The sequence below is a fragment of the Flavobacterium pectinovorum genome (genome assembly GCF_006438875.1).
Taxonomy (GTDB): domain Bacteria; phylum Bacteroidota; class Bacteroidia; order Flavobacteriales; family Flavobacteriaceae; genus Flavobacterium; species Flavobacterium pectinovorum_A.
In genome coordinates this window covers 231,520-254,296 of sequence record NZ_RCZH01000005.1, presented here as the reverse complement: position 1 = coordinate 254,296, position 22,777 = coordinate 231,520, and the positions used below count along the sequence as shown (strand labels likewise).

Here is a 22,777-nt window from a genome sequence, read left to right as displayed (position 1 = left end):
ACTCAAGCGATAGCGAACAGACGAAGTAAATCACACACGTAATTCGACAAAGATTGGAGAATTAAGGAACTGAGTTTCTTGTGTGATTTCTCATCGTTCGAAACAGTAACAGTACAGTTAATCATTATTTTAAGTTAAAGTTTGTGGCTTCGCTTCCGCAGACTATCGAGATGGCGAGATTAAACAAACTAAACCTTTGTGCCTTTGTTCCTAAGAACCTTTGCTCCTTTCTTATAAAAAATCCCTAATTTCGCCTATTAAATAAGAAGGAGAAAAAATGAAGGTCTGTATTGCCGAAAAACCAAGTGTAGCACGAGAAATAGCATCCGTTTTGGGAGCCAATACCAAGCATGATGGATATTACGAAGGCAACGGTTATGCTGTAACGTATACCTTTGGACATTTATGTACCTTAAAAGAACCTAACGATTACAAACCACACTGGAAAAGCTGGGATTTGAACAATTTGCCAATGCTTCCTGATAAATTCGAAACCAAAGTGGTGGAAAATTCAGGTATCCAAAAGCAATTTAAAATTGTTAAAAGTCTGTTCGATAAAGCCGACGTCGTGATAAACTGCGGGGATGCCGGGCAAGAAGGAGAACTGATCCAACGTTGGGTGATGAACGAAGCAAATTACAAAGGCGAAGTACAACGTTTATGGATTTCGTCCCTAACTACCGAAGCCATAAAAGAAGGTTTTGACAATTTAAAACCATCTGCCAATTACGATAATTTATTCTATGCCGGATTTTCCAGAGCCATTGGCGATTGGTTATTAGGTATGAATGCCACACGTTTATACACCGTAAAACATGGTGGTTACAAACAAGTATTGTCAATTGGACGTGTGCAAACGCCAACATTGGCAATGGTTGTAGATCGTTGGAAAGAAATTGAAAATTTCAAACCTCAACCTTATTGGGAATTGCAGACTTTATACAGAGAAACACTTTTTAGCTATGAAGAAGGACGTTTTCTGAAAAAGGAAGATGGAGAAATATTAGCCAATAAAGTCAAAGAAAGTGAATTCGAAATTGTTTCGGTCGAAAAAAAGAACGGAAATGAGTTTGCTCCAAAGTTATTCGACTTAACAGGTTTACAAGTATATTGCAATACAAAATTTGGATTTTCGGCAGATGAAACGCTTAAAATTGTACAAACTTTGTACGAACAAAAAGTAGTTACGTATCCCAGAGTTGATACGACTTTTTTACCAAATGATATTTATCCGAAAGTAACGGGAATTCTGCAAAAACTATCTAAATATGCCGAATTAACACAACCACTTTTAGGGAAAAAAATTAAAAAATCACCTAAAGTTTTCAACGATAAAAAAGTTACGGATCACCACGCAATTATTCCAACCGGAATAGAATCTAATTTGCAGTTCAATCAGCAGCAAGTTTACGATATTATTACAAGACGTTTTATTGCGGTTTTTTATGATGATTGTCTCGTTGCCAATACCACAGTAATTGGAAAAGCTGCTGATGTAATGTTCAAAACCACGGGAAAGGAAATTTTAAAAAAGGGATTTCGTGTTGTATTTGAAGATCCAAACGCAAAAGAAAAAGAAGCCGATCTCTTACCCAGTTTTGTTGTGGGAGAAAAAGGTCCGCATGAACCTTCGTTTCTTGAAAAAGAAACCAAACCACCCAATCAGTTTACGGAAGCAACTTTACTGCGTGCCATGGAAACGGCAGGAAAACAAGTTGATGACGAAGATTTACGCGAATTGATGAAGGAAAATGGTATTGGACGTCCATCAACCCGCGCGAATATTATCGAGACACTTTTTAAACGTCAATATATTGTTCGAAACAAAAAACAAGTTTTACCAACTCCAACAGGAATTCAGCTTATTGATACGATTCAGAATGAGTTAATAAAATCGGCTGAATTGACGGGTTCTTGGGAAAAGCAGTTGAAAGATATCGAAAAAGGAACTTTTACCGCTGGAGCGTTTATCAAAAACATGAAGCGTATGGTCGAGGCTTTAGTAACCGAAGTAAGAAGCGAAACCAGGCACGCCAATATTTCGCATGCAACCGCAACCCAAAAACAAGTTGTAAAAACAGAGCAAAAGAAAGCCGCAGGGATTTTGGCAGAAACCTGTCCGAAATGTAAAAAAGCAACGCTTATAAAAGGAAAATCTTCTTACGGATGTGGTAATTATAAAGCGGGTTGTGATTTTCTATTGCCTTATACTTTTGCAGAAAAAAAAATAACGGAGAGTCAATATTTAAGATTAGTTCAAAAAGGTTCTACAGTCAATATAAAAGGCTTTAAAACCGATGCCGGAACTGTGGAAGGTTTGATTCGTTTTGAAGAAAATTACAAACTTAAATTAGAGACAAAAAAAACGGCTCCAAAAACAAAATCAGAGGCAAAATCTGCTACAACATCAGATGCATTAACGTGTCCAAAATGTAAAAAAGGAACCATCATGAAAGGGAATACCGCTTATGGATGCAGCAATTATAAATCAGGTTGTGATTTTAAAGTCACTTTTGATGACGTAAGAGCCAAACTAAAGGATCAAAAACCAACTAAAGAACTGGTTTATTCCATTTTAGAAGCAAGTGTATAGATTTTTTTACCAAATATTAAAATGATTTTTTTCACGCAGATTCTGCAGATTTGCGCAGATTTAATTTTGATTTTTAATTATAAAAATCTGCGAAAATCTGCTTAAATCTTTTTTAAATCTTTTTTAAATCTGCGTTAAAAATAAACATTTTAATCTTGTAATCTTTGGCAACTTTTCCATTTAGAATTTAAATAATAATTCGCGCTAATTCGTATAATTTGTTGCTAACTTTTTTTTAATAACTTAGCTTTTTAATTTAACATCAAATATCAAAATATATGTTTCAGAAAATTACTCTTTTAATACTTTTAGTTTCGGTTGTTTCTTGTCAAAAAAAGGAATCTGTTGAGAAAGATAAAATCAAAATAGCAGACTGGCTTATCGGAAACTGGGAAAATACTTCTCCAGACGGAGTTCTTACTGAAAACTGGCAAAAACTAAACGACAGTACTTTTAGCGCTGCCTCTTACTTTATAAAAGGAAAAGACACACTTCATTTCGAGAATATTGTTTTGGCTCAAAAAGGCGAAACCTTAACGTATCTTGCTACCGTAAAAGGTCAAAATGATGATAAATCTGTCGCGTTCCCTTCAACCGCAGAATCGGACAAACAATTGGTTTTCGAAAATCCAAAACACGATTATCCTCAAAAAATCACGTATACAAAAGGTCCAAATAATACTTTAACAGCTGAGATTTCAGGGAAATTGGATGGGAAAGTAAGTTCTGAGAAGTTTGTTATGACTAAAAAATAAATCAATGACAAAGAAAATAAATTATGTTCAGATAATTTTTCCTTTCATTGCAAGCTATTTTATTATATTTTCTTTTGAGCCGTTTTCATGGCTTTACAGTATAAAAATATTAGAACTTACAAAAATTCATGGTGCTAGAAATGTTTTTGACAACCAGGAAAAATATGGAATAACTCCAGGAGCCATTGCTTTGTTTAGTTTTTGGCCAAGTGTTGCTGTTTTAGCAGGAATTGTTTTTGCATTTATAATCTCAATTTTAATCTCAAAGATAAAAAAATGGTCTATTTTAAATAGCTTCATCGTTCTCACATTAATTTATCTTTTATACCGATTTGATCTTCTAGGCTGGGATTATATTCGATCATATTTATCAGTTGGTAGATTTACAAATGATTATCAATCAAAATTTATAATCAACGGCTCAATTTTATTGATTATTGCACTTATAATTTTCTTTTCGAAATGGACAAATAGAATTATCCAAAATCAATATCAAAAAATAAACTAAATGAAAAAATACTTTATTTTATTTTTTGTTTTGTTTTCCATTTTTAGTTGCAGCAATAAAACCCAAAGTACGATTGAAAACTTAATTGATAATTTTTCATTTAATAGAACAATCTCAAATAGCAGCACAATAATTATTAAACTTTACGATACAGCCGTAACGAAAAAAAGAGTTAGTGATGTTGAATCTTTTACTCCTAAAAAAGAATTTAAAGCTTTAAATAGAAAACAAATTGAAGCTTTTAACGAAGTATTTACAAATGCTGAAAAAACTGGATATTGTTGTTGTTCAACAGCTATTTATTCGATTCGTTTTTTAAATCAAAAAGAAGAACTCGATCTTTTTTATGTTGATACTCTCGAATTTAAAGATAAAGTAAGAATCTATGAAGATGGTTTTCAATATTCTTATATTGTCGATAAAGAGAATTGGAAAGATTATCTTAGTGAAATAAAGAATTAATTTTAATAAATCCCCCATTTAAAAAATGAAAAATATAATTATTGTTTTTTTTCTATTCCTGATAAATTCTATTCAATCCCAAAATTTACAAGTCAAAGATTTAAGAGTTGTAATAGACAAGAATATTCCAGATTGGACAAATTCATTTGAGAATTTTGATTGGAACGATTTTATAAAAGTTGACAGTATTGCTGACTTTGAAAAAGTAGAAAAACAAAATGTAAAAAAATTAGAAAAATTTCAGCAATTGTATGATCCGATAATTTCATATTCTGAAAATAAAAATAAATTCATCGATATCTACAGTTACCAACTCAATCTTGAAAAGAAAAACGAGAAATATTATTCTAATATTGATGTCGGGCAAGCTATATATTTTTGCGAAATAAATAAGAAACTTTGGCAACGAATTGCCTATAATGAATATTCCAAATATTTTGAAGATGTCATTTGGATCAATGAAAATAAGTTTCTTTTAGTTGGATATGAAAAAACTGAAAATGATAAAAACTCTCCGATTATCTATGTTGGCAATCTAAAAAATCAATCATTTGAAATTATCATTAATACCAACAAGAAATGCCTTCAAAAAGAAAATTTTTATAAGTCTAAAAAACTAAAAAATATTAAAATTGAAAATCAAGAATAAAAAAGAACCAATGATTCTGTGTTTTTTTGGAATATTTTATTTCTTTTGCTGGTGTTACCTTCTTACTCGTGAATCTAATCTTTGTTAAACTGGACTGAAGTCCAGCCCTACAATATTTAGCACCTCAGCAACTTCAAAAAAACCTATTCCTTCTCCCCGATTTTATTCACCATAAAAATCATCAATACACCTAAAACCGCCATTACCAGAAACGCCCATTTCATACTTAAATATTCAGATATGAAACCAACCATTGGCGGAACCAATAAAAACCCCAGATAACCAATTGTAGATATCGAAGTTAATGCAGATCCGCTGCTTAATTTTGATGATCTTCCAGCAATGCTAAATACCAACGGAACCACGCAGGAAACCCCAACTCCGATTAAGATGTAGCCGAAAAAAGTTGGATAAATAAATGGAAATAAGAAACAAATTAAAAATCCTAAAGTGATCAAAATACCGCTGTAAAGCAGAATCCGTTTCGTACCAAATTTCATTACTCCATAATCTCCAAACAAGCGTCCTAAAGTTACCGCTGTTGCAAAAAATACAAATGCAGCACTGGTTAACTTTGGCGAAGCATGCAATATATTTTGAAAATAAATACCGCTCCAATCGTACATTGTATTTTCGCAAGCCATTGAAACAAAACAAATGATGGCAAACTTAATCAGGTTTTTTTCCGGCATCGAAAAGAACTTCTTTTTGACCGGTACTGGTTCATTATGAATACTCAACGGGTAAAAACAAAACGTAAGAGCCATCATAAAAATACTTACTCCCAATAAATGATGTGATGGCGCAATATGTTTGGTGACCATTACATAACCTAAACCTGCGCCTGCAAAAACGGCTATACTCCAAACAGCATGAAAACGAGTTATGATAGATTGTGGATATAATTTTTGAACCTCCAGAGATTGCGCATTAATAGACAAATTAAAAATATTACGAGAAGCTCCAAAGATCAAAAGTATAATAACCAACTGCCATACAAAAGCAGCCAAACCTGGCAAAGACAAAACGATGTTAAACATGATTGCTCCCAATAACATGATGTAGCGGCTACTGTATTTATTCAATAACTTTCCTGTAAAAGGCATTGTGAGCATTAAACCTATTGGGAAAGCAAATAAAACAGTTCCAAATTGAGCTTCGGATAAATGTAATTGTGCTTTTATATGCGGAATTCGGGAAACCCAAGAAGAATATCCAAATCCGGAAAGGAAAAAAAACACAGTATTGGCTATTCGGAATCCTCTGGGTGTATTTTGTATTTTTTTGAAAAAGGGTAAAATCATCTAATAACTCAATTTAATGCTGCAAAATTAAGCTTTTAGAGACAATCTTTATAGAGATTATCCTTTCTAATTTTAAGTTTAATTTATAACCTTAAAAATCATTATTAATATTTATTCTAAATAAAAATTGTTTAAATAATATTAAACTTTACATTTGTGATAATAAACATTAACTCCTTAATTTAATACTATGAAATCTAAAAATTTAAAATCTATAGCATTTTTACTATTTATGTTAGTTGCAAGTCCTGCTCTATTCGCCCACGCACTTTGGATCGAAACTAAAGCAACCGGAACAAAAGGAAAAGCACAGGAAATTTCCGTTTTCTTTGGAGAATTTTCAGATAACGACATTACGGCTTCTGCAAAATGGTTTTCTGATTTAAAAGATTTTTCGTTGGTTGTAATTAGTCCGTCGAAAAAAGAAACTAAGCTTACTGCAACAGCTTTAGAAAATAAATATCAAGCTTTTTTTACACCGGATGAAGATGGTGTTTATACGGTAGTAATGCACCATACAGTAAAAGATGTTTACGGAACTATGAAGTTAGATTATAACTCAAGTGCTACAGTTACTGTTGGGAATACTGCAAAAGGAAATGAAGCTATTACAAATACAAACATTATTAGTTTGTATTCTAAAGATGCAGCAACTGCCAAACAAAAAGCCGTCTTAAATATAGACGCTCTATATGAAGCTAAAGCAGCGAAAAAACAAAAAATGAAAGTAATTGCGCCAAACGGTTGGGAAAAAGAATTGTGGAGTAATGAAAACGGAGAAACTTCGTTTACACCAATATGGCCAGGAAACTATATGGTAGAATTTGCTTATACGGAGAAAGCTGCCGGAGAACATAATGGCAAAAAATATGATGAAATCTGGAAAATGGCTACTTACTTAATAACAGTTAAATAATTTTCAACTGCATTTTTCAGTTTTAATAAGAAGTTCATCTTCAATCAAACCTTGTCTTTTGGATAAGGTTTTTTTTTATGCCTAAAAGTAATTTAAAACTCCAATCACTCTTTAGAATCATTCTGCATTAATAGATAATTAAAATTAAAAACACAAAATCTTAAGCCAATCTTAAGAAAGAACTAAGAAAGGTTTAAGTACCGAAATATCTCTAAAAATTTTGTTAAAGCATTTATGAGACCTTATATTTGCAAAAAGTTATTTTTATTAAATCTAAATAAATACCATGAAATATAATTTACTACTTGCTTTATCTTTGATAAGTTTTGCATCTTATAGTCAGGAATATACAAGTACAGAAAGCGGTTCAACTGTAAATGATACTGTAAAAAATAAAAAAGGAGAAATTCTTAATGAAGTAATTGTTACTAAAGGTAAAGAACCAAAACCTGTTACTGCTGTTCGTTCTGGTTTGAAACCAATGGATAACCCTCAAAGTATACAAATTATAGGTTCTGATGTTATAGAGCAACAGCAAGCGGTTCGTTTAAGCGAAGTTATAAAAAACGCTAATGGAGTTTATGTAGGTTCTGCCCGTGGAGGAGCTCAGGAATCTTTCTTTTCCAGAGGATATGACATGTCTACTAACAATATGTTTAAAAATGGATTTCGTTATAATGCAGGTTCTATTCCTGATGTTTCAGGTTTAGAAAAAGTGGAATTTTTAAAAGGTGGTTCTGCATTATTATTTGGAAATGTTGCTCCGGGTTGTATATTAAATTTGGTAACTAAAACACCATCATTCAAAAAAGGTGGTGAAATTTCAATGCAAATGGGAAGTTACTCCTTCTACAAGCCTTCTTTTGATTTTTACGGACCTCTTAATAAGTCTATTGCTTTTAGAATCAATGGTTCTTATGAAAACTCTGAAAGTTTTAGAGATGTTGTAAAAAATGAGCGTGTATATGTAAATCCATCCTTACTTTTCACTGTCAGTCCTAAAACACAAATTACAGTTCAGGGAGATTATTTAACTGCAGACTGGACTCCGGATTTTGGTACAGGAATTATAGGAAAACAAATTCTTGATTTACCACGTAATGCTTTTTACGGTTCTCTTTGGTCTAATGGTAATACAAAATCTGCAAGTGCATCTGTATTATTAAATCATGATTTCAATAAAAACTGGAAACTTAATTTTAATAGCTCATTCCAGAATTATAACAGAACTCAAAAATCAACAGCTCAATTATCTAATTTAGATGATACTAAAATATACCCAATTCCTGGTTACTGGAATAGAGGATTAAGTCAGACAAAAAACTTAGAACAAATTCTTGGAGACCAATTAAGCCTTCAGGGAAACTTCAATACCGGATCTGTAAAACATCAGATCTTTACAGGTGTAGATTGGGAAAATTCATTTGCAACTGCTTATACTTATGCTTTTAACGAAAAAGCAGTTAAGGTAAATGGTAAGTATGATCCGAGTCTTTATGATACTATCAATCTTTTTGATTTCGATCCTTCGACACAAAGAAACGATATTCCGAATGCAAGAGCTACTCAAATCGCAAAAACAGAAACCAATCGTTTTGGCGCCTATTTTCAAGACTTGATTTCTATTACAGATAAATTCAAAGTTTTAGCAGGTGTTCGTTGGTCTTGGCAAGAAGCTGAAGTAACAACTTACAAAGAAACACTTGTTAGCGGTGCTCAAACTGTAAGCCCGGAAAAAGCGACACCTGTTGTTGGTAGTAAAAAACTGGATAATGCTTTTTCTCCAAAATTTGGATTAATCTACCAGCCAATAAAAGAAATCTCTTTGTTTGGTAGTTACTCAAGTTCATTTACACCTAATACAGGAACAACTGCAGATTTAAAACCAATTGCTCCATCGATTATTGACCAATATGAAGCAGGAATCAAAACAGATTTCTTGCGCGGACTTTTCAGTGCAAACTTTACTGTTTATCAAATCACTAACAGTAACTTAGCACAAACTGCTGAATTTAAAGCAGACGGAACAACTCCAAATATTGACACTAACGTAAAAGTTTTAAGTGGAGAAACTAAAAGTAAAGGTATCGAAATTGATCTTACAGCAAGACCAACTGAAGGTTTAAACATTATTGCAGGTTACAGTTATAATGATATGCGTTATACACAAACATCCGGATTAAACGGAAGTTTTATAGAAGGTGATCGTTTAGCAAGAACTCCTGCTAATACAGCAAATTTAAGTTTCTTTTATACGTTGCAGGATGGTTTCTTTAAAGGCGTTTCTGTTGGAGCAATCGGAAATTATATTGGAAAAAGAACTGGTGGTTGGAACAATCAATACGACTCTACTAAACCAAACGGAATCTGGGATAGAGAAATTCCATTAGAAGCTTACACAACAATAGATGTATCAGCTGGTTATACTTGGAAAAAGATCTCAATCTTATGTAAATTATCAAATATTACAAACGAATTGAATTACACTGTTCACGAAAATTACAGTGTAAATCCAATTGCGCCTCGTCAGATTTTGACAAGCTTAAGATACAAGTTCTAAAAATATTTGAATTAGATTTTTATTACCAAAACCTCATTTATTTCTAAATGAGGTTTTTTGTTTTCGCAAAAGAAAATGTTCTAATTATAGTACTTTTGTCAGGCAGATAATTATTATCTCATCAAAATAAAAATTCTAAATATGTCAGATTCCAAGAAAAACCAATTACAAAAAACTCTCGGATTAAGTTTTAATATCGCCGTTTTGATTGGAGGAACTATTGGAGTTGGAATCCTAAGAACTCCCGGTACAATTGCATCTCTATTAGACAATTATTGGCTCATTATTGCTTCTTGGCTTTTTGGCGGATTATTTGTTTTAATTGGTGCAAATTCATATGCCGAATTAGCGACAATGCTTCCAAAAGCTGGAGGATCTTACAATTATATCAAAAGGGCTTTTGGCAATTATGCCGGATTTCTTTCGGGTTGGTTTGATTATATTACCAATGCGATTCCACCCGCATTTTACTGCATTGTAATTAGCGAATATATTATTATTTTGTTTCCAAATCTTAAGGATTACTCGACCGAAATGGCTATTTCTTTACTAATTGCCTTTGTTTTATTACATTTAAGTGGCGTAAAAAATGGAAGTACGATTCAGCAAATTACCAGTTTCTTAAAAGTGATTTGTTTTTTTGCTTTGGTTGTTGCTTGTTTTATGTATTCGGGCGTGAAATTAGCGCCAATTCCAAAAGATAATACTGTGGTCCAAATTGGTTTATTATTTGGATTTTTCAAATCGCTTCAACTTATTATCGGAACCTATAATGGCTGGAATAGCGTTTGCTTTTTTGCCGAAGAAAATGATGATCCGGGAAAGAATATTCCGAAATCCTTATATAGTGGTGTTTTACTAGTTATAGCGATTTACATTTTAATAAATGTTGCTTTTTTCTATATCCTTCCTGTTGAAAATGTAGCAAAATCAAATCTGGCTGCAGCCGATGTTGCTAATATTATTTTCGGAAAAAACGGAGCAATTATCGTTACTGTAATTTCGATTTTCTCGTTAATCAGTATTCTGAATGCATTTATGATGATTCCGCCAAGAATCTTATACGGATTAAGCCGCGATGGTTTTTTTACCGAAAAAGGAACAACCGTAAACAAAGGCGGAACTCCAATCGTTGCGCTTTTAGTTTCATCGCTATTTAGTTTGTTTTTGATTTGTATCGGTTCTTTTGAAGTTCTGTTTTCATTTGCTGCCTTCACCTCTATTATTGTTTGGGGATTGGCATATTGTTCTCTTATAAAATTAAGAAAATCAGAACCGGATTTACCAAGACCTTACCGTTCCTTTTGGTATCCGTGGACGACTATTATTGCGATTGTAGCTTCAATTTCACTTTTGATTGGATTTGTATTTAGTGATCCTAAAAGTTTCGGAATTATAGTTGTTATTACACTGATTTCTTATCCTTTGTTTTTGGTTTTGACTCGAAAGAAAAAGTAATAATGCAAAGTGTTTTATAGCCACGAATTCACGAATTATTACTCATTATGTGTGAAAATAATTCGTAAATTCGTGGCTATTTTTTTTTAAAAGCAAAACCCGACAAATTTTCAGAATCTGTCGGGTTTTATATTTAAAAGTAAATCTGATTCTTATTTCAAACCAGCTATACTTTGCTCGATTGTTGCAATTTTTGCCAATGCATCAGCTTCTTTTTGTTTTTCGTTTGCTAAAACCTTTTCAGGTGCTCCGGCAACAAATTTCTCGTTAGACAATTTTGCCTGAACTGATTTTAAGAAACCTTGTGTGTAAACCAACTCTGCGGTTAACTTTGCAACTTCAGCTTCAACATCAATATTTCCTCCTGAAATTGGAATGAAATATTCGTTTGATTTTACACGGAAAGATAACGCTCCGTCAACTTTGGCCGAAACATATTCGAAAGTAGAAATATTTCCTAATTTTGTTACGATTGAATCAAAATAAGTTGAAAGATTCTCGTTATTAATTGCTTTTAATTCTATGCTGTCTTTAGATGCAATATTTTTCTCCTTACGAATCGTTCTAATTCCTGAAATTACTTCAATTGTACTTTCAAAATCAGTAACTAAACTTGCGTTAAATGGTTTTAATTCTGGCCATGTTGAAACGATCAAAGCTTCATCAGCAGTTCTGTCAGTAATTAAATGCCAGATTTCTTCGGTTAAGAAAGGCATGAAAGGATGCAACAATTTCAAGTTATTTTCTAACATCTCGATTGCTTTATCAAACGTCGTTTGATCAATTGGTTGTTGATACGCCGGTTTGATCATCTCTAAAAACAATGCACAGAAATCATCCCAAACCAATTTATAGATTGCCATTAATGAATCTGAAATTCTGTATTTCTCAAAATTATCTTCAATGTCAACCAATGTTTGCTGCAATTTAGCTTCAAACCATTCAATGGCTACTTTTGATGATTCCGGTTGTGGAATAGTTTCTGAAACTTCCCAACCTTTAATCAATTTAAAGGCATTCCAGATTTTGTTTGTAAACGCTTTTCCCTGATTACATAATTCTTCATCAAACATAATGTCATTTCCTGCAGAAGCACTCAAAAGCAATCCTACACGAACACCATCTGCACCAAATTTCTCAATCAAATCCAAAGGATCAGGAGAATTCCCTAATGATTTAGACATTTTACGACGTTGTTTATCGCGTACCAAACCTGTTAGATATACATTTGTAAAGGGTTTTTCGCCCGCATATTCGTAACCTGCAATAATCATTCTCGCAACCCAGAAAAACAAAATATCCGGACCTGTAACCAAGTCATTTGTTGGATAATAATACTTGAAATCTTCACTTTCAGGATCCATGATTCCACCAAAAACTGACATTGGCCAAAGCCAAGATGAGAACCATGTATCTAATGCATCAACATCTTGCCTTAAATTGTTGATTGTTAATTGTTGATTGTTCGTTTTTTCTTTCGCTAAAGCTAAAGCGTCTTCTATAGATTCTGCAACTACGAAATCTTCTTTTCCGTCTCCGTAATAATAAGCCGGAATTTGTTGTCCCCACCATAATTGACGAGAAATATTCCAATCACGAATATTGTTTAACCAGTGTGCATATGTATTTTCAAAACGTTTTGGATGCAATTTAATATCTCCATCAACCAAAACAGATTTGATTGCCGGTTTTACTAAATCTTCCATTTTCAAAAACCATTGATCTGATAATCTTGGTTCGATTACCGCTTTGGTTCTTTCAGATGTTCCTACTTTATTCAAATGGATTTCGGTTTTTGCCAAAGCTCCAATTTCTTCTAATTCTTTTGCAATCTCGGTACGAACCACAAAACGATCTTTCCCCTGATAATGCAACCCGAAACTATTTAGCGTAGCATCTTCATTAAAGATATCAACGATTTCAAGATTGTGTTTCTCTCCAAGCGTTTTATCGTTCATATCGTGCGCCGGAGTTACTTTCAAACATCCTGTTCCGAATTCTACATCTACATATTCATCTTCGATAATTGGAATTACACGACCACAAATAGGAACAATTGCTTTTTTTCCTTTTAAATGTGCAAAACGTTCATCATTTGGATTGATACAAATTGCGGTATCTCCAAAAATAGTTTCGGGACGAGTTGTGGCAATGGTCAAAAATTCCTCAGTTCCCTCAATTTTATAGTTTAGGAAAAATAATTTTCCTTGTTGTTCTTCATAAATAACTTCTTCGTCAGAAAGCGTTGTTTTTGCTTCAGGATCCCAGTTTACCATTCGGTATCCTCTATAGATTAATCCTTTGTTATACAAGTCAACAAATGATTTAATTACAGAAGCTGACATATCAGGATCCATCGTAAATTTAGTTCTTTCCCAATCGCAGGAAGCACCTAATTTTTTAAGCTGATCAAGAATTACTCCACCATATTTATCTGTCCATTCCCAGGCGTGCGCCAAAAATTCTTCGCGGGTCAAATCATTTTTATTGATTCCTTCTGCTTTTAATTTTGCTACAACTTTTGCTTCCGTTGCAATAGATGCGTGATCCGTTCCCGGAACCCAACAGGCATTGAAACCTTTAAGACGCGCTCTACGAATCAAAACATCCTGAATTGTATTGTTCAACATATGCCCCATGTGCAAAACTCCTGTGACGTTTGGTGGCGGGATTACAATTGTATAAGGTGTTCTATGATCTGGCTCCGAATGAAAATAATTATTTTTCATCCAGTAATCATACCATTTATTCTCGATCGTTTTAGCGTCAAATTGTGCTGGAATTGTCATTTTATCGTGGATATGTTTAATCGTTAATTCGTTTATTTGCTTATCGTTCTAATCGTTATTTATTTAACCGTTAATTTATTTTTATGGATCTTTTTTAAACCACAATCATTAATCAATTAAACAACTAAAGAGTTAAACAATTAAACTTTTTAAACTTTGGTTTAATTTTTGTAATTATAACTGACAGCAAAAGTAAATAATTAAAGACACTATAAAAAGAGAAATAAAAATTTGTGTATTAATTAAAACAAAGTATATTTACTTACAACTTAAAATAATTTCAAATGAAAAATGTTGCCACTTTTATTGTAATCGCATTGTTTTGTACAATTGGTTACGCACAAAACGGCCCAAAAATTGAATTTGCAGCCCCAGACAACACAATTGATTATGGAAAAATTTCTAAGGGTGACAATGGAGTTCGCTCTTTTGAATTTACAAACACAGGAGATGCACCTCTATTGATTACCGGCGCAGAATCTACTGTAAGCTCAATTGTTGTTACAAAACCAGCAGCAGCCATTTTGCCTGGTAAAAAAGGGAAAATTGATGTAAAATACAATATGGTTTCCGGTCCTATTCGTAAAACAATTACCGTTGAGACCAATGCCGTTAATTATCCCGATGGTAGAGTCGCCTTAAAGATTAAAGGTGAAGTTTTATAAAAAAACAAAAATCTAAAAATAGTAAAAGCCGTTTCTTTAATTAGAAACGGCTTTTTTTATTGTCAAATCTTTGTCAAAGTTTAAAAAATATTTTCACGTACAATAACCACAATCATTGTCATCCCGAGGAACGAGGGATCTCCGCAAGAAACTAACACACAGAATTTCACCTAGATTGTCGAGCTACTTGCGGAGATCCCTCGTTCCTCCGGATGACAAAAAATGCGTAGACCAACTTTGAAATTAAGCTTTTGACAAAAGTTCCTTACACGCTTGTCTTAAAACTTTGACAAAGCTAATTATGAGTTTCTAAATTTTCTTTATTCGCAATGAATACTATTAAATTTATATTTTACATTTTCAAAATCAATAGGTTTATCTTTTACCAAATAAGTTACTCCCATTGTAGTTTGCATTTTTCCGTTTCCTAAAATAAGTTGATTGTCACGTTTTAAAAGTGCCATCGGATTTTTGAATTTTGTGTTTTTATTTGCGGTATCTACAAATGTATAGTCTACAAATAGGGTGTCTCCATGAAATTCTCCTGCAACTTCTCCAGTTCTTTCGGCAGCATTAGCAACTTTCATTACCATATCTCCGGATATTTTTCCATTTTTTAACGTATACAAATCTAAAGTGATTGTATCTTTTTCATATATCGCTTTATAACACTCAGTTTTTACAATCTTTTCACCTTCGGCTTTTGCAGCTTCAAGTTCTTTTTGTTTTTCATCATTTTTACAACTTTGGAATCCAATGCAAGCCATAAGCAAGCAAAATACAACTGGTTTTTTCATAATTAGCTATTTTAAGTTCATTCTTATTCTCTAAAATTAAATAAAAAAGAAGCCAAAAAAAAGGCTTCTTTTTAAAATTATTATTTTTATTTAATCTAATAGGTTTAAATCGGCATCTATAACTTATTAATTACAAATTCACTTCTTCTGTTCAACTCATGCTCTTCTTCTGAACAGGCATCATCTGTTTTACATTTTACAATTGGCACAGATTCTCCATAACCTTTAGCAGTAACTCTGCTTGCATTTATACCGGACTGAATGATAAAATCTCTGGTTGAATTTGCTCTTTTTTGAGATAATTCTTCATTAAACTTAGCATTTCCGCGTGAATCTGTATGCGAACCAATCTCGATCACCATTCCAGGATATTTATTCATCAAGGCTACAACTCTTCCTAAAACGAATTTAGATTCTTTACGGATATACCACATATTGAAATCAAAATAAATAGGATCTGTTTTTATAATTAATCGGTCTTTATTGTCTTTTATAACATCTTTTTCTTGTTTTAAGATCTCTGCAACTTTTTCTTTTTTCTTAGTTTCTGTTGCTTGCACCAAAGCTATAGCAGCCAACGCCTCTTTTTTCTTATTTTCTTCTTCTATAAGAATCTCTTGTTTTCGTTTATTTTCTGCATTTTGCTTTTCTTCCAATTTAATTGCATCTAATGATTTTAGTGCCAATGAACCATCATTACTGACATATCTGACATTTCCTATTACGAGAGATTTCGATTCGTTGGTATATTTTTCTTTAAAAGCAACAATCGTATAAGTGCTTTCGCAGGCAACTGTAAAACTGAATTTTCCATCTGCCGGAGTCGTAATTGTCTCTATTGCCTTTTTATCTGAATCCTGCAATATTACAGTCGCATTCTCCAAAACTAAATTGGTGGTAATATCTGTAATTGTCCCCGCGATATATTGTTTACAATCTTCTACAATTAAATCTTTTGTTTCTGTGAAGGTATAAATATCGTCACTTCCTTTTCCTCCTTCTCTATTTGACGCAAAATATCCTTCTTTGGTATTTGAATCAATATTAAAGGCAAAATCGTCTAAATTAGAATTCAGCGGCAAACCAATATTTATAGCTCTTGTAAGTTCATTTCCTTTAATTTCGGAAACAAAAACGTCAAGAGATCCGTATCCCAAATGTCCATCTGAAGAAAAATAAAGCTTATTGTCTGCAGAAACAAAAGGAAATTGCTCTCTTTTATCTGTATTTACATTTGGACCTAAGTTTTTTGGCGTATCAAATGCTCCTTTATTCACGTTTACCGAATAAATATCAAATGAGCCTAAACTTCCCGGCATATCAGAAGCAAAGTACAACACTTTTTCATCAACACTTAAAGCTGGATGTTCTACAGAATAATTTGGACTATTAAAGGGTAATGAAATTATATTTGTCCATTTTCCTTCTACTAATTCGGCTTTGAAAATTTGAAGATTAGAGATTTTCTGATCGTTCTTTTTCTTTTTTCCGTTTTTAGAATTATTACGCGTAAAATAAATTGTTTTTCCATCTTTTGTGAAAATGGCATTCGATTCGTGCATTCCGGTTTTTAATTCGTCGGCAAAATAAGTAATAGTTGCATCGTTGGAATTAATACTCTGAATTGGAACTTTTACAATATTCAAATAGGTTTCATTATCCCATTTGTATTTTTTGTCAAACAATCCCGGTTTTAGTTTTACTCCTGCAAAAACCAGATTGTCTTTGTATTTTACTGCCCCAAACTCCGAATTTGGTGTGTTTATTGCTAAATTTTTAATCTCAAATCTTTTTCCGATTGCAGATACATTTTCCAGAATTTTAATTTCATTTTCAAAATTAGCAATGTCTTGAGCATTCCCGGATTTAGTATAATATTCTCTTAATACAGCATTTGCATCATCATAACTATTTGTCGCTTTTAGTGCTTGTGCATATCTGTAATAATAATCTCTGTTTAAATCGTTGTTATAATTTGTGACTAAAAGTCTGTAATAACGTTGTGCTTTTATAAGATCATTGGTATAATAATAAGAGTCTGCCAGATTTTTAATTACTTCTTGCGAAGGTTTTTCCTCGGCTAGTTTTTCATATAATATAATGGCTTCTGCATAATATGTCTTATCAAAAAATCTTTTGGCCCGGGCCAAATCCTGATCCTGGGCATTTATAAACTGTATTGAAAATACGAATATAATAACTAGTAGTTTTTTCATATTTTTCATTTTAAAAGAATCTTGGCGATTTATCATATCCTTTTCCTAATAAATCTAAATCGAAAAGCAACATAATTTCATGTGTTCCGGAATTAAACTGTCCTAAATTTGAAAGGGTGTAATCATAGGCATAACCAACTCTCAAAGTTGGTGTAACATTGATATTTACTAAGGCGCTCACTGCATCATTTATCCTGTATGCAACACCTAATTCAAACTTATTATTGTATAGAACATTTGCCGTTAAATCTACAGAAACTGGCGCTCCTTTTACAAACTTTGCCATGAAAGCAGGTTTTACCTTCCACATATCATCAACCTGAAAAACATATCCAGCAGTCAAAAAAGTATGAATGGCATCTTCTCCAAAAGCATTAATACCTGATTTTTCTTCGATATTTTTTGATTTCAATAAATTTGGTGCTGATATTCCTGCATAAAAATTATCTCTAAAATAATAGGCTCCAACTCCAATATTGGGTTTTGTCGCATTAATATCCTGAGCAAAAGCGGCATCTGTGGCGGCATTTCCGGATTGTAGTTGGAATCCGTTAAAATTGCTTTGCATGGATGAAAATCCTGCTTTTAATCCTAATGACAATCTGTTTTTGCCTCCTAAATTTAAAACATAGGCAAAATCTGCGTAAACGTTATTTTCTTTTTTAGCACCATCGCCAATATCATCTGATACTAATGACAATCCCACTTCAATCTTTTCAGATAAAGCGGTATGTCCAAAAAAGGTAAATGTTTTTGGTGCTCCATATGCTCCAACCCATTGCGTTCTGTACAGACCTCCAAAATTCATCATTAGAGGTGTTCCTGTTGCATATGCGGGATTGACTACACTCATATTATACATATAATGGGTATATTCAGGATCCTGCTGTGCTAAAGCGGGTATTATATAGAGGAGGAATGTTATATAAAGTATTATTTTTTTCATTTGAAAATTATATTAAATAATGTAAAAAAGAATTATCGATTTAAATAAAGTCGTCCTTGCTGAGGAGGTTTATTGTCCTTATTAAAATTGATAACATAAAAATAAACTCCATTTGGAGCCACTCCACCATTAAGTCCTTTGTTCTCATAGTTTATCCCGTCCCAACCTGGTTTGTCTTTTCCACCTTTATACATTCCGTTTCCGTATCTGTTAAAAATCTCGATGGTATAATTTGGATATAAAAATCCAATATTCGTAATTTCAAACACATCGTTTACGCCATCTCCATTTGGAGAAAATCCATCAGGGATAAAGAATGGATATTGAGGAGAATCACATTCTTTCAGCGAAACCGTTGCCGGAGTACTTTGCTCAGAATAACAGTTTGTTGTTGTCGAAAAATCGAACCCGTAATATGTTTTTTTATCAGCCAAAAGTGTCGAAGACGGTAATAAATTTCCATTATTTGGCGCATCGTACCAAACCACTGTTGAAGGTGAATCTGTTTTAGTAGATAAATCTGCAATTGTAGGATTGTCCAATCCGCAGAATTCAGGCGTACCAATTAATATTGGTGCCGGAGTATCATTTATTGTGACAGCAATCATTGTAGGTTCAGAAATACAACTTAATGTAGTTTGTCTTAAATAATAGTTTTCTGCTTTTAATGCATAAGTATTTGGAAGAGGAGTTGTTGCCGTTGCAGAATCATACCAGGAATATTGTACTCCTTTTGGATCTAAGTTTGCAATTGTAGCTTTATCAACTTTACAAAATTCCTGATTACCTGCGGCAGGCGCCACAGGAATAGATTTTAGAGAAAACGTATCTGCCGCACCACTTACATCAGCACTACAAGTTGTTATATTATTGGTTAGTTTTGTTATAGAAATTGTTGTCGCACCCGCATTAATAAGCAAATTGGCAGGAATTACAAAACTAGCGTTCCCATCTGAACTCGTCAATGCAACTGTTTGTGTCGTAGCGGTATTGCTTCCTGAGAGTACATATGATAATGTAACATTTGTAAGAGTTCCCAATCCGGAAACTGAAGCTGAAACGTCAGATCCAAAACAAACATCTTGTACTTGTAATCTCAATGTTGAAGCATTTGGCAATGGATTTATTAAGATATCTCCTTTTAAATTTGCACCATTAACACATTGCGAAATTACGTGCGTAATTGCTGTTATGGTAACAACAGAAGTTCCGGTTTTTTGATTGAAAAACCCAGGAACAATAAAATCATTTGAAACACCTCCTACAAAGGTTAACCTTGCTATTTGTGAGGCACCAGTATTGGCTCCTGAAATATTATAAACAACATCATATTCGCCATCTGCAAGTTTTACCGCATCAGTGATTTGAATGGTGGCATCGTCATTTTGACAAACAGTTGCGGGAGTTATACTTGCTCCTTCTAAATCCGGAATTGCATAAATAACCAATTCATCTGACAGATTATTTATAATGTTATGACATAATCCTAAACTATTTACTGAAAGTATATCTAAAATAGTTACGTTAAAACGACCTACTTGTTGAAAATAACTTGAATCAAGTGGAAATATAAGAACTCCATTTGTAAAATTTGCTCTAATTGTTTCCGTCCTTGACCTTGGTCCCGAAACATTAAAAACGACAGTATAGATACCATTCGGAATAACAGCATTCCCTCTGGTAATAGTAACTGAATATTGTGCTGTAGGAATTTCAGTTTCACAAATATCTGAATTAACCTGAACAACAGCGCCAGTAAAATCAAGCGTTTTTTCCAGATGAATTCTCACATTTGATTGTGCATTGCCACAAATAGTATTTTTAGACAGAACTTTATATGTAAAGTAATAATCTCCTACACCAAATTTGTTATATATATTTTGCACATCAACAAAATGATCTTCAGAAGAAGAGAGTTCTCCCGTATTACTAGGATCACTCCAGGTACCTCCGGGATCTTGTCCGCTAAGTAAATTTTCTAAATCATAGTTAGTATAACTTGTCAATCCATTGCTTGCACATAAAGGTAAATCACGAGCAACTCCTGATTTTGGAGCTCTCTTAACGGTAATTATGGATGTAGATGACATTGCAGGACAAGTACCTCTTGCAGGCATTGTATATGTAAATGGAAAATCTCCTTCTAAATTCTCCACATTAACAACCGATCCAACATTTACATTCTGTGTATCATCATGCCATTGCCCGTTTGATTGTGGTCCTAAAAAAATACCATTAAACGCCTGAAAAAGATTATATGTTTTTACATCACTACAGACAATTAAATTAGAACTAACACCGGAATATCCTCCAATAACAACTTCAAGTGTAGCCGAAGTATCTGTACAGCCACTAACTCCTGTAACTGTGTAAGTATAATGATAAACCCCACTATTACGAATAATTTGCGCATTTAAAATCCCGGTCGTTATATCTAAACCTCGAGAATCATCATCATCTGCCCAGACTCCGCCAGCGATTGGTGTACCATTTAATTTTGTAAATAAATCTATTGTCTGATTGGCATTATTTGGTAAATCACAAACTGAAAATGAATTATCATCACCTGCACATTGTGCCTGAATTGTTGAAGAGAATATTGATAAAAAAAATAATAACAAAAATATTTGTAAGAAATTATCGTATTTTTTGGTCATAAATTGTTATTTTTGCATAAACTTAATAAAATATTAACGCTCGTTACTCAAAAAAAATATTTTAACAGTTGATTTTTCACTAAACTCAAACATATTCCAAAAATACTACTGAATGTCACCATTTTAATCAAAAAAAATGAATATATTCTAATTGATTTTTCTACAACTCATCCTCCAATCTGAATCTGAATTTTAGCAATAAACTATTCCTTTCAATCTCTAAATTGATCCAAATATCATCTTCTGATTTTAACAGATTATTTATCTGCTGCAAAGTGAATTTATAAGGTTTAACACCATTAATACTAACCACTATATCTCCTTTTTGTAATCCGCATCTTTCGGCGGGAGATTCTTTACGAATATTTACGATTTCGTAAACAGGCTTTAATAAAAATTTATATATAAAATCTCCATTTTTCTTTTCATTTGCATCCATCTCACGCGTTGAAGTGACCACTTGTATGGTTTCCATATGAACCGTCTCCTGGACCCACTGTAAACCGTTATGCTGCAATACAATACCGCTTTTATTATAAGTAAAAGGTTCTGAAAACTTACCGTTTTTCTTAAGATACATTTTTTTATCTGCATAGTCTAAAACAATTCTAAAACGCTTTAAGACTTCACCACCCACTGAACCAATACGGTCCGGCACCATTTTAACATTCCGAATAGATGCCGAATCAGGAAAGGAAACAATTGGTTTTTCGAATTTAAATTCATCAATAGAAAATTCATCAATTTTAGCCCTATGTCCTTCGATATCACCACTAAAACCTTTTCCTAAGAAGTCAGGAAAATTCTTTTTAGGCAATTTAATTTTGTCGTTTTCAAAAATCCAAAAAGCATCACTATTCCCAATATCAATCAGAAGCTTTGCAGGAATTTCGACATTATTAACAGTAGCTTTTGTATAAATATAAGGCTTGGATTTCTCAATGGTTATTGGAATTACTTTAAATTTTTTCTCAAACTTTTTCTTCACCTCTTCACTATTCAAATGAACTATAATTTTCTTTTTTTGATAATTAATTTCAATCAGATTATTTTTAAAAAATTTATAGCCGATAATTCCATTTACCGGAATTCCAATATGTGATGATAAATTAAAACTCTGATCCAGAATAATAAATACCATATGATTATTAGATCTTAATCCATGTGTTTCAAAAGTATTATTTGTTGATTTTAACCCTTCAATTTCTTGTTCACTTCCTAATCCTCTCAGTTTTATTTTTTCGACATTATTAAAACTTACTTCTTGTTTTTCTTCCATACTAAACAAGATGGTTTCTTCGACCCCGGAATCCAGCAAGAAATTCAGTTCAACACCATTTACTTTTATCGGAATAAAAATGAGATTATTAATCAATTTAAAAGGAATAGTAACTTGTTTACTCTTGCCCTGAATCGAAAAGTCTCCTTGAGCATTTGCTAAGAAAGATGCCAAAAGCCCAAAAAATAACATAAAATATTTTCTCATTGATAATTTTTTATTA

The 22,777-nt window shown here is 32.7% G+C and carries 16 protein-coding genes; 9 read left to right on the top strand and 7 right to left on the bottom strand.

Annotation, left to right across the window (positions count from 1 at the left end; all coding sequences use genetic code 11):
* The first annotated feature begins 277 nt into the window (after positions 1-277).
* From EAH81_RS09280 to EAH81_RS09260, 5 genes are all read left to right on the top strand, one after another.
* Positions 278-2,593, top strand: a complete 2,316-nt coding sequence (locus EAH81_RS09280) for a type IA DNA topoisomerase (RefSeq protein WP_140506198.1) — start codon at positions 278-280, stop codon at positions 2,591-2,593.
* 278 nt (positions 2,594-2,871) lie between these two features.
* Positions 2,872-3,348 (top strand): DUF6265 family protein, encoded by a 477-nt coding sequence (locus tag EAH81_RS09275; protein WP_140506196.1) that lies wholly within the window; start codon positions 2,872-2,874, stop codon positions 3,346-3,348.
* A 4-nt stretch (positions 3,349-3,352) separates the two neighbouring features.
* Positions 3,353-3,856: a hypothetical protein gene (locus tag EAH81_RS09270; RefSeq protein ID WP_140506194.1), complete on the top strand. Its 504-nt coding sequence runs from the start codon at positions 3,353-3,355 to the stop codon at positions 3,854-3,856.
* Complete coding sequence (locus EAH81_RS09265; RefSeq protein ID WP_140506192.1) at positions 3,857-4,318, top strand: hypothetical protein; 462 nt, start codon at positions 3,857-3,859, stop codon at positions 4,316-4,318.
* A 25-nt stretch (positions 4,319-4,343) separates the two neighbouring features.
* Positions 4,344-4,967 carry a hypothetical protein gene (locus EAH81_RS09260; RefSeq protein ID WP_140506190.1) on the top strand — a complete coding sequence of 208 codons (624 nt, stop codon included), beginning with the start codon at positions 4,344-4,346 and terminating at the stop codon, positions 4,965-4,967.
* A 143-nt stretch (positions 4,968-5,110) separates the two neighbouring features.
* Here the strand turns inward: EAH81_RS09260 and EAH81_RS09255 are convergent, their stop codons facing one another.
* Positions 5,111-6,271, bottom strand: coding sequence for an MFS transporter (locus EAH81_RS09255; protein ID WP_140506188.1), 1,161 nt, complete (start codon positions 6,269-6,271; stop codon positions 5,111-5,113).
* Positions 6,272-6,461: 190 nt separating this feature from the next.
* Between EAH81_RS09255 and EAH81_RS09250 the strand changes: the two genes are divergently transcribed.
* From EAH81_RS09250 to EAH81_RS09240, 3 genes are all read left to right on the top strand, one after another.
* Positions 6,462-7,187: a hypothetical protein gene (locus EAH81_RS09250; RefSeq protein ID WP_140506186.1), complete on the top strand. Its 726-nt coding sequence runs from the start codon at positions 6,462-6,464 to the stop codon at positions 7,185-7,187.
* A 286-nt stretch (positions 7,188-7,473) separates the two neighbouring features.
* The gene (locus tag EAH81_RS09245; RefSeq protein WP_140506184.1) at positions 7,474-9,747 is read left to right on the top strand and encodes a TonB-dependent siderophore receptor; all 2,274 of its coding nucleotides are present in this window, start codon (positions 7,474-7,476) and stop codon (positions 9,745-9,747) included.
* 141 nt (positions 9,748-9,888) lie between these two features.
* Positions 9,889-11,205: an APC family permease gene (locus EAH81_RS09240; RefSeq protein ID WP_140506182.1), complete on the top strand. Its 1,317-nt coding sequence runs from the start codon at positions 9,889-9,891 to the stop codon at positions 11,203-11,205.
* A gap of 152 nt (positions 11,206-11,357) precedes the next feature.
* On the opposite strand, the gene EAH81_RS09235 is transcribed toward EAH81_RS09240, so the two are convergent.
* Positions 11,358-13,994 (bottom strand): valine--tRNA ligase, encoded by a 2,637-nt coding sequence (locus EAH81_RS09235; protein ID WP_140506180.1) that lies wholly within the window; start codon positions 13,992-13,994, stop codon positions 11,358-11,360.
* A 284-nt stretch (positions 13,995-14,278) separates the two neighbouring features.
* On the opposite strand from EAH81_RS09235, the gene EAH81_RS09230 reads away from it, so the two are divergent.
* Positions 14,279-14,659, top strand: coding sequence for a DUF1573 domain-containing protein (locus EAH81_RS09230; protein ID WP_140506178.1), 381 nt, complete (start codon positions 14,279-14,281; stop codon positions 14,657-14,659).
* Positions 14,660-14,979: 320 nt separating this feature from the next.
* Here the strand turns inward: EAH81_RS09230 and EAH81_RS09225 are convergent, their stop codons facing one another.
* The 5 genes from EAH81_RS09225 to EAH81_RS09205 all read right to left on the bottom strand — a co-directional run bounded on the left by EAH81_RS09225 (position 14,980) and on the right by EAH81_RS09205 (position 22,761).
* Positions 14,980-15,456: a hypothetical protein gene (locus EAH81_RS09225; protein ID WP_140506176.1), complete on the bottom strand. Its 477-nt coding sequence runs from the start codon at positions 15,454-15,456 to the stop codon at positions 14,980-14,982.
* Positions 15,457-15,572: 116 nt separating this feature from the next.
* Positions 15,573-17,672, bottom strand: coding sequence for an OmpA family protein (locus EAH81_RS09220; RefSeq protein WP_140506174.1), 2,100 nt, complete (start codon positions 17,670-17,672; stop codon positions 15,573-15,575).
* Positions 17,673-17,682: 10 nt separating this feature from the next.
* A complete protein-coding gene (locus tag EAH81_RS09215) occupies positions 17,683-18,618 on the bottom strand; it encodes a type IX secretion system membrane protein PorP/SprF (RefSeq protein ID WP_140506172.1) in 936 nt (311 codons plus the stop codon).
* Positions 18,619-18,650: 32 nt separating this feature from the next.
* Positions 18,651-21,275 carry a gliding motility-associated C-terminal domain-containing protein gene (locus EAH81_RS09210; RefSeq protein WP_140506170.1) on the bottom strand — a complete coding sequence of 875 codons (2,625 nt, stop codon included), beginning with the start codon at positions 21,273-21,275 and terminating at the stop codon, positions 18,651-18,653.
* 160 nt (positions 21,276-21,435) lie between these two features.
* Positions 21,436-22,761, bottom strand: a complete 1,326-nt coding sequence (locus EAH81_RS09205; RefSeq protein WP_140506168.1) for a PDZ domain-containing protein — start codon at positions 22,759-22,761, stop codon at positions 21,436-21,438.
* Between the last annotated feature and the right edge of the window lie 16 nt (positions 22,762-22,777).